At 62.9% G+C, this 7,672-nt stretch carries 7 protein-coding genes; 5 read left to right on the forward strand and 2 right to left on the reverse strand.

Annotated elements, in window-relative coordinates; translation table 11 throughout:
- From AW06_RS14355 to AW06_RS14370, 4 genes are all read left to right on the forward strand, one after another.
- On the forward strand, positions 1–255 hold a 255-nt coding region (locus tag AW06_RS14355; RefSeq protein ID WP_034951432.1), incomplete at its 5' end, for a hypothetical protein.
- Entirely contained in the window at positions 252–1,358 is a 1,107-nt protein-coding gene (locus AW06_RS14360; protein ID WP_034951435.1) for an HD domain-containing phosphohydrolase, read from the forward strand. The genes AW06_RS14355 and AW06_RS14360, both read left to right, overlap by 4 nt.
- Before the next feature lie 120 nt (positions 1,359–1,478).
- Positions 1,479–2,597, forward strand: coding sequence for a chemotaxis response regulator protein-glutamate methylesterase (locus AW06_RS14365; RefSeq protein ID WP_034951437.1), 1,119 nt, complete (start codon positions 1,479–1,481; stop codon positions 2,595–2,597).
- 8 nt (positions 2,598–2,605) lie between these two features.
- Positions 2,606–3,439, forward strand: a complete 834-nt coding sequence (locus AW06_RS14370) for an HDOD domain-containing protein (protein WP_034951439.1) — start codon at positions 2,606–2,608, stop codon at positions 3,437–3,439.
- Positions 3,440–3,471: 32 nt separating this feature from the next.
- Here the strand turns inward: AW06_RS14370 and AW06_RS20790 are convergent, their stop codons facing one another.
- Both AW06_RS20790 and AW06_RS14380 read right to left on the reverse strand, forming a co-directional pair.
- Entirely contained in the window at positions 3,472–6,186 is a 2,715-nt protein-coding gene (locus tag AW06_RS20790; protein ID WP_273704727.1) for an EAL domain-containing protein, read from the reverse strand.
- Complete coding sequence (locus tag AW06_RS14380) at positions 6,183–6,959, reverse strand: ABC transporter substrate-binding protein (protein ID WP_273704728.1); 777 nt, start codon at positions 6,957–6,959, stop codon at positions 6,183–6,185. The genes AW06_RS20790 and AW06_RS14380 overlap by 4 nt, the downstream gene beginning before the upstream one ends.
- 307 nt (positions 6,960–7,266) lie before the next feature.
- On the opposite strand from AW06_RS14380, the gene AW06_RS14385 reads away from it, so the two are divergent.
- The gene (locus tag AW06_RS14385) at positions 7,267–7,635 is read left to right on the forward strand and encodes a response regulator (RefSeq protein ID WP_034951443.1); all 369 of its coding nucleotides are present in this window, start codon (positions 7,267–7,269) and stop codon (positions 7,633–7,635) included.
- The last annotated feature ends 37 nt before the right edge of the window (positions 7,636–7,672 follow it).

Genomic DNA, 7,672 nt, shown 5'->3' on the forward strand with positions numbered 1-7,672 from the left:
CGTGACCGCGCACGGTATACACCGCTGCCCGCAGGACCCCTTCCGGCAAGTCTCCTGGCACTGCTGCGCCGGCTCGAGACCGCCGACGGCGACAGCGAGCGCGCCATCCATGACTGTCTCGTGGAACTCGGCGAGACGGCGTGGGCAGCACCGCTGCACGCGTCCCTGGCATGCGTGCGCAGTTTCGATTTCGACGCCGCAAGACGGCTGTTCCCCGATCATGGAACAACCCACATCCTGGATGAAAGATCATGACCACCATTCTCCTGATCGATGACGATCCGGCTACCCTCGAAGTCATCAACGAATGTCTTCTCCCGCACTTTCGCACGCGCATCGCAACACGTGGCGGCAAGGGCCTCGAACTGGCGCAATTGTCGCCGGCACCGGACCTGGTCCTGCTCGACCTCGAATTGCCCGACATGAACGGCTATCAGGTCTGCTCGGCGCTCAAGCGGGATACCCGCACCGCCGAGATCCCGGTGATCTTTCTTTCCAGCCACACGGATATGGCCGACATCATCCGCGGTCTCGAACTCGGCGCCGTCGATTATGTGCCCAAGCCGGTGGCGCCACCGATTCTGCTGGCACGCGTACGCACGCAACTACGCCTGCGCCAGGCTCAGATCTATCTGGCGGATCGCAATCTCCATCTCGAATCACTGGTGAGAGAACGCACGCATGCCCTCGAAGCCCGGACGCTGGACCTGCAGCGCAATCAGGAACTGACCATCGTGACCCTCGGAGCAATCGCCGAAACCCGCGACAACGAGACCGGCAACCATATCCGCCGGACCCGCGCCTACGTCCGGACGCTCGTCGAATACCTCCTGCAACAACCCGCACAGCTTGAACGTATGTCAATCGAAGAATGGGAACTGATCTGGAAATGCGCCCCCCTGCACGATATCGGCAAGGTGGGAATACCCGACCAGATCCTGCTCAAGGAGGGACCACTCGATGTCGGTGAGTTCGAGATCATGAAGCGGCATACGACGCTCGGCCGAGATGCCCTGCGCGCAGCCGAATGCGGGGGCGACACCCAGCACCCTTTCTTGCGAATCGCCAGCGAAATCATCTATTCGCATCACGAACGCTGGAACGGCAAGGGCTATCCGGAGGGCCTCCGCGGCGAGGATATCCCTTTCGCTGCACGCCTGATGGCCATTGCCGACGTCTACGACGCCCTGATCAGCAAGCGCGTGTACAAGCCCGCCCTGCCCCACCACAAGGCGGTCGAGATCATCGTGCAGGGGCGTGGCGAGCAATTCGACCCGTTGATCGTAGACTGCTTTCTGGTCTGCGCCGACACCTTCGACACGATCGCCACGGGTAACTCCGACAACGCTCCGCCATAGCCAATCGCCGACACATCCCTGGCCACAGGCTGGATCAGGGGGACCCAGCCAACCTGGGCAGCCTCCAGGAGCACCGGCAGTCATGAACGATTCACCATTTCAGCATCGAAAGCATCATTGATGAGCGACAAGAGAATCCAGGTCATGATCGTCGATGACTCACCGCTGGTCCGCCAGGTCATCGCGCAGGCCCTGGTCCGGGAGACCGGCATCGAGGTCATGGGTACGGCGGCCGATCCGCTCTTCGCGATGGACAAGCTGCGCAGGAGCTGGCCGGATGTGATCATTCTCGATATCGAAATGACGCGCATGAACGGCCTCTCTTTCCTGCGCAAGCTGATGGCTGAACGACCGACGCCGGTGATCATCTGTTCATCACCCGCCGCGACCGGCAGCGAGACGCTCATGCAGGCGCTTGCGGCCGGTGCCGTGAGCATCATCAACCGACCGAAATTCGGGCTCAAGGGTTTCCTCGAAGATGCGGCCAACGACATCATCGCCGCCATCCGCGCGGCCGCCCGGACCCGGGTCGCCTTGCCGGGACAACCGCTCGCCACCGCCCATCCGGCGGCGAGCACGCGGCTGCCGACGCTGGAGAGAATGACGCGCAACAGCGCTGACGCCATTCTCTCCGCCGGCAACGCGACGGTGCCGCGGACGGCCGACAAGGTGATCGCCATCGGCACCTCGACCGGCGGAACGCAGGCGCTCGAAGCGGTGCTGACCCGCCTGCCGCCGACGATCGCGGGCATCGTCATCGTCCAGCACATGCCCGAGCAGTTCACGGCGATGTTCGCCGAACGCCTCAATTCGCTGTGTACGATCGAGGTCCGGGAGGGCAGGAACAACGACCGCGTAATGCCGGGGCGCGCGCTGATCGCCCCCGGCGGCAGGCACATGCTGTTGAAGCGTAACGGCGCGCAGTATTACATCGAGGTGCTCGACGGCCCCCTGGTCAATCGCCACAAACCCTCGGTCGATGTACTCTTTCGCTCGGTGGCCCGGTTTGCCGGAGGCAACGCGATCGGTGTGATCATGACCGGCATGGGCGACGACGGCGCCCGCGGCCTCAAGGAGATGAAAGATGCCGGCGCCGCGACGATCGCCCAGGATGAAGCCTCCTGCGTGGTTTTCGGCATGCCCAGGGAGGCGATCAAGCTCGGCGCCGCCGATCGGGTGTTGCCACTCCAGCAGATCCCTGCGGCGCTGATCGAAATCTTCAACCGACGCGAGGTTTGAATACGGCCATGCAACGATACGACATCCTGAAGAAGATCGCCGCCGAACTGGAGCATGGCGAGGTGAACTTCTCGACCAACGCGCTGGTCGCGCTCAAACTGCAGCATGCGATCAACGATCCGGATTGCCACATCGACCAGGCCACGCGCCTGATCAAGGCCGAGCCCCTGTTATCGGCCAGGATCGTGGCGCTGGCCAACTCGACCGCCTTCAATCCCTCGGGCCGCCCGATCACCGATGTACGCACGGCCGTTTTGCGGCTGGGTTTTCGCTATCTGCGCTCGCTGGCGGCGGCAGTCGTCACGCGCGCGCTCGCCTCCCCCTTGTCGGCGCAGGATCGCGCCATGGCAGCGCGACTCTGGGAGCACACCGCACATGTCGCGGCACTGGCGCAGGTGATCGCCCGCAAGGTGACACACCTCGACCCGGAAACCGCGATGTTCGCCGGCATCGTCCATGAAATCAGTGGGTTCTACCTGATTTCACGCGCCGCCGAGTATCCTGGCCTGCTCGACGAGGATTTCTCGGCGTGGAGCGAAACCGGCGAGGCCGAGGTCGGTCGTGCCCTGCTCCAGGTTCTGGAGGTCCCACAAACGGTGGTCGAGGCGATTGAAGTGTGCTGGCGAGGCTTTCTGGCGATGCCGCCGATAACGCTCGGCGATACCCTGCTGCTGGCCGACGAACTGGCTCCGGTCGAAAGCCCGTTACGCGACCTCGACGGCGTTCCCAGGGAAGGCACGGCAGCCTCGATCGACCTGCTGATCGGCGAAGACACGCTGCTCGCAATCATGCATGAGTCGGCAGATGAAGTGCGCTCGCTGACGGAGGCGCTGCGTCTCTGAACGCGCCGGGCGAGAGAAAATAAGCCGTCCGGCTATGACGGGTCCGTTGTCGCCAGAGTGCGTGGCGAAGCCGGTTTGGCAGCGGCCGCATCGCGCTGCCAGGCAGCCACCCAGGCCACCAGGTCGGCAGCCGGCATCGGTCGGGCGATGCCGTCACCCTGGATATTTTCGCAGCCGAGCTGGAGCAGCATCCGGCCCTGTTCGACATTCTCCACGCCTTCGGCGACGATCTGGCGGCGGAAGGCCGTGGCAAGCCCGATCACCCCTTCGAGGATGGCCCGATTCTCCCCACCTTCGAGCAGGTCGCAGACGAAACTGCGGTCGATGTTGATCCGGGAAACCGGCAGGCTCTTCAGGTAGATCAGCGAGGAATGACCACAGGCAAAATCGTCGAGGGCAAACGACACGCCGATTTTCCGGCACGCGGTGATGATCGCACAGACGCTGGCCAGATCCTTCAGCGCACGGGTCTCCCGCAATTCGAGATCGAGCCTGCCGGGTTCGACCTCCGGCTGTCCGGCCAGAATCTCGGCCAGGCGATCGACGAAGCCGGCCTGTTGCAACTGCCGGGCGCCAATATGGACGCTGACCGCCATCTCCAGTCCGGCCGCGCGCCATGCTGCGATCTGCGCCAGCGCACACGCGATCACCCATTCCCCGAGATCGACCGCAAGCGAGTGATTCTCGATCAGCGGCAGGAAAGTGGCCGGCAGCAGCAATCCCTGTTCCGGATGCTGCCAGCGAATCAGGGCCTCGACCCCGATCACCGCGCCGCTGCGCAGGTTCACCCTGGGCTGATAGTGGAGAACGAATTCATCGGCCAACAGGCCACGGCGAAGGTCCTCCAGCCTTTCGTTATGGCTGCGGACGCTGCGATCCAGCTCGGCATCGAAGACACAGTAGCGGTTCTTGCCGGCGAGCTTGGCCTGGTACATGGCCTGGTCGGCCTGGCGCAACAGTTGATCGGCATCGACCTCCTCGGACTGCGGGTAGAAGGTCACGCCGATGCTGGTCGACACCTGCAGTCGCTGCTCGCCGTAGGACACCGACTGGGCGCTGGCCACAATCAGGCGGTTCAGGATCGGCGCACAGGAAGTGATGTCGGGAAGATCGAGCAATACCGCGACAAACTCGTCGCCCCCCAGGCGCGCCAGCGTGTCACCTTCGCGCAAGGCCTGCTTCATTCGCCCCGCCACCGTCATCAACAGTTGATCGCCGGCTTCATGACCGTGCTGGTCGTTGACGGTCTTGAAGCCATCGAGGTCGAGAAAGGCAACGGTCAGGCGCTGGCCGCGCCGCTGGGTCTGCATCATGCCCTGCTGCAGGCGGTCGGCCAGCAGCACGCGATTGGGCAAGCCGGTCAGCGCATCGTAGTGAGCCGTCCGCTTGAGTTTTTCTTCGTTTGCCTTGAGCAGGGTGATGTCGGTGAACAGGGCCACGTACTGCCGGGTTCTGCCCTGATCATCGCGCACCGCGCTGATCGTGAGCATCGCCGCAAACATCTCGCCGTTCTTGCCGCGATTCCAGACTTCACCGCTCCAGTGGCCCTGGCCGGTCAGATTGCCCCACATGGCAGTGTAAAACTCCTTTTCCTGAACACCGGAGCGGAGAAAGCGCGGGTTCTGCCCCAGCGATTCCTCGCGACTGAAACCGCTCATCCGGGAAAAGGCCTCATTGACGTCGAGGATCGTGCCATCAGGGGAGGTGATCATGATGCCCTCGCGGGCGTTGGTGAACACGCTGGCCGCGTTGATCTGCTGCAGGCGCTCGGATTCTACGCGTTGCTCGGCCAACTGCATCTGCCGACGGTAGAGGCCGATCGCCAGCAGCGTGCTCGCCAGCAGGGCAGGAACCATCACGCCCAGCACGGTTCTGGTCTCGATCCGCCATTGCTGCAGGGCGTGCCGACGATCGAGCGCCGTGACGACGAGGAAGGGGTACAGTCGCGATGCTCGAAAGGCGATCAGCCGCGGGTGGTCCTCGCCGCGGTCCTGTTCGAACTGGCCGAACTCGACTTCGTCGAGGCGCAGGTCGCGAACGAAGTGGTCCTGCAGCGATCCGGGTCGCCCGCCGGGATCGCCATCCATCAGCAGCGTGCCGTCGTAGCGCAGCACGCTGACCGATCCTTCCCCGACGGCGAGCTTCTGGGCAATATGGTTGATGAAATAGTCCGGATTCAGTGCAAAGAGCAAGGTGACGCGATCCTTGCCAAGCCCGATGCCGCGTGTCACCGGAATGAAGCTGAGCGAGTCGGCATCGACGGGCGTTCCCGCCGTCGATGGCTGGCCGCTGGCGAAATCACGCCCTGCCCAGGGCTCGCCGATACGCAGGATCTGCAACTGGCCAGAGGCTGCCGGCAGATAACTTTGTGTCGCCACCTTCACGCCGAGGTTGGCCGGATTGGAACTGGCGACAATCCGGCCCGCGTCGTCGAGCAGGGATATCGAGCGCAGGAACGGTGCATGCTGCAGGGCTGCCACGAAAATCCGCTCGATCTCGCGCGCATCGCGTACAAGTGGCACCTGCGCCAGGGAGTTGACCGCGACCAGCTCGGTGAGGTGCAGGCTTTGCGTCAGGAAATCCTCGAAACCCCGCGAATGCATCGCGGCGATGCCCAGACTGTTGGCCACCGCCTCGCCACGCAGACGCCACAGGGTGTAGACGCTCATGGCGACCATGCCGCCCACGAATACGCCCAGAAGAAGCAGAAACGTCGTCCGTAACTGCCGCCAGGCGCGTCGCGTCATGGGGACACGATGGTCTCGAGTTTGTGCCGCCGGGCGGCTGCCAGCAGCCTCCCATCGTGTTTGATGTCGCTGACGAAGCGCTCGATGCGTGCCGCCCAGGCCTCGTCACCAGGCTGCATGGCATAAGCGTAGGGGGTGATGTGGTAGGTACCGGGAGGCGAGACCAGGCGCGCCCAGTCGGTGCTCGCCAGAAAACGCTGGCTATAGGGGTAGTCGGTCAGAAAAACGTCGGCGCGACCCGACTGGACTTCCTGTTCGCGTGCAAATGGAGTGTCGAGCACCAGCAGTTTCGCCGCCTTGAGCTTCCCCTTCATGATCGACTCATGAAGCGTCCCTTTGGCCACGGCCACCACCGAGCCGCTGCGGTCGATCTGATCCCAGTCCTGGATCCGGCGGTTGCTTCTGGTGGTGATCGCGTAGATGTCGCTGGCCAGATAAGGGCGCGTGAAGCGCAGCTTTTCCGCACGCGCGGGCGTGATGCCGACCGCAAACATGGCCAGATCGCAGCGATCCTGAGTGACATCATCGATCAGCCTGGCGAAGGAGCTATCCACGAACTGCACCGCCACGCCGAGGTCCCTGCCGAGTTCGCCGGCCAGATCGATATCGATCCCGGACAGCAACTGCGTCTTCGGGTTGCGATAGGTGATGCTGTAGTAATCGGGCCAGATGCAGACACGCAGCACTCCAGTCTCCCGGACTCGATCGATCCGGCTCGTGGCGAGGTCTGCGCTGCTTCCCTGTGCAGCGACGGTCAAACCGCCGACAAGCATGGCAAAACGCCAGAAGAGGACAAGAATGCGCATCGCAATCTCCTGAAATGAATCCTGAAGTATTGACCGACAGCCATCTGAAATGGTCAATTACCATCTGTTATTGAACCATAAAACCCCGTCGTCGGATGGTAAATTGTACTCACTCCGGGAATTGTCAGTACAATCCCCAGCATGAGCTCGGGTGTGCAGGATAGTGTTCGGAGGTACCGACCCCTGCCTCGCGGCAGGTCATTGACCAGGCTCTTTATTGTCCCGGCGGTGCTGCCGGCGACGCGCCCCATTCCACACAGGAGAAAGCTTTCCCATGGCAAAAACCATTTTTCTGGTCGATGATTCGGCAACCATCCTGCTCAGTGTATCGAGCATCCTCGGCAAGGCCGGCTTTGCCGTCGAGAAGGCGTCGAATGCCGACGAGGCCTTGAAGAAATTCAAGGCCGGAGTCAAGGTCGACCTCCTGATCACCGACCTCAACATGCCCGGCATGAACGGCATCGAGCTGATCAAGCAGGTGCGCACGCTACCTGCCTACAAGTTCCTGCCGATTCTCTTCCTGACCACCGAATCACAGCAAAGCCGCAAGGCGGAAGCCAAGGCCGCCGGCGCCTCGGGCTGGATCGTCAAACCGGCGACCGCCGACGACCTGCTCAACACCATCAAGCTGGTCATCCGCTAGGCCGAAATCATGACTTCTTTCCCCGGCCAACCCCATG

This window comes from Candidatus Accumulibacter cognatus (assembly GCF_000584975.1).
Taxonomy (GTDB): domain Bacteria; phylum Pseudomonadota; class Gammaproteobacteria; order Burkholderiales; family Rhodocyclaceae; genus Accumulibacter; species Accumulibacter cognatus.

What these genes read in the sequence shown, in the direction of transcription:
- AW06_RS14360 (WP_034951435.1), top strand. Translation starts at nt 252, where the DNA reads ATGACCACCATTCTCCTGATCGATGACGATCCGGCTACCCTCGAAGTC.
- AW06_RS14380 (WP_273704728.1), bottom strand. Translation starts at nt 6,959, where the DNA reads ATGCTTGTCGGCGGTTTGACCGTCGCTGCACAGGGAAGCAGCGCAGAC.
- AW06_RS20790 (WP_273704727.1), bottom strand. Translation starts at nt 6,186, where the DNA reads ATGACGCGACGCGCCTGGCGGCAGTTACGGACGACGTTTCTGCTTCTT.
- AW06_RS14370 (WP_034951439.1), top strand. Translation starts at nt 2,606, where the DNA reads ATGCAACGATACGACATCCTGAAGAAGATCGCCGCCGAACTGGAGCAT.
- AW06_RS14365 (WP_034951437.1), top strand. Translation starts at nt 1,479, where the DNA reads ATGAGCGACAAGAGAATCCAGGTCATGATCGTCGATGACTCACCGCTG.
- AW06_RS14385 (WP_034951443.1), top strand. Translation starts at nt 7,267, where the DNA reads ATGGCAAAAACCATTTTTCTGGTCGATGATTCGGCAACCATCCTGCTC.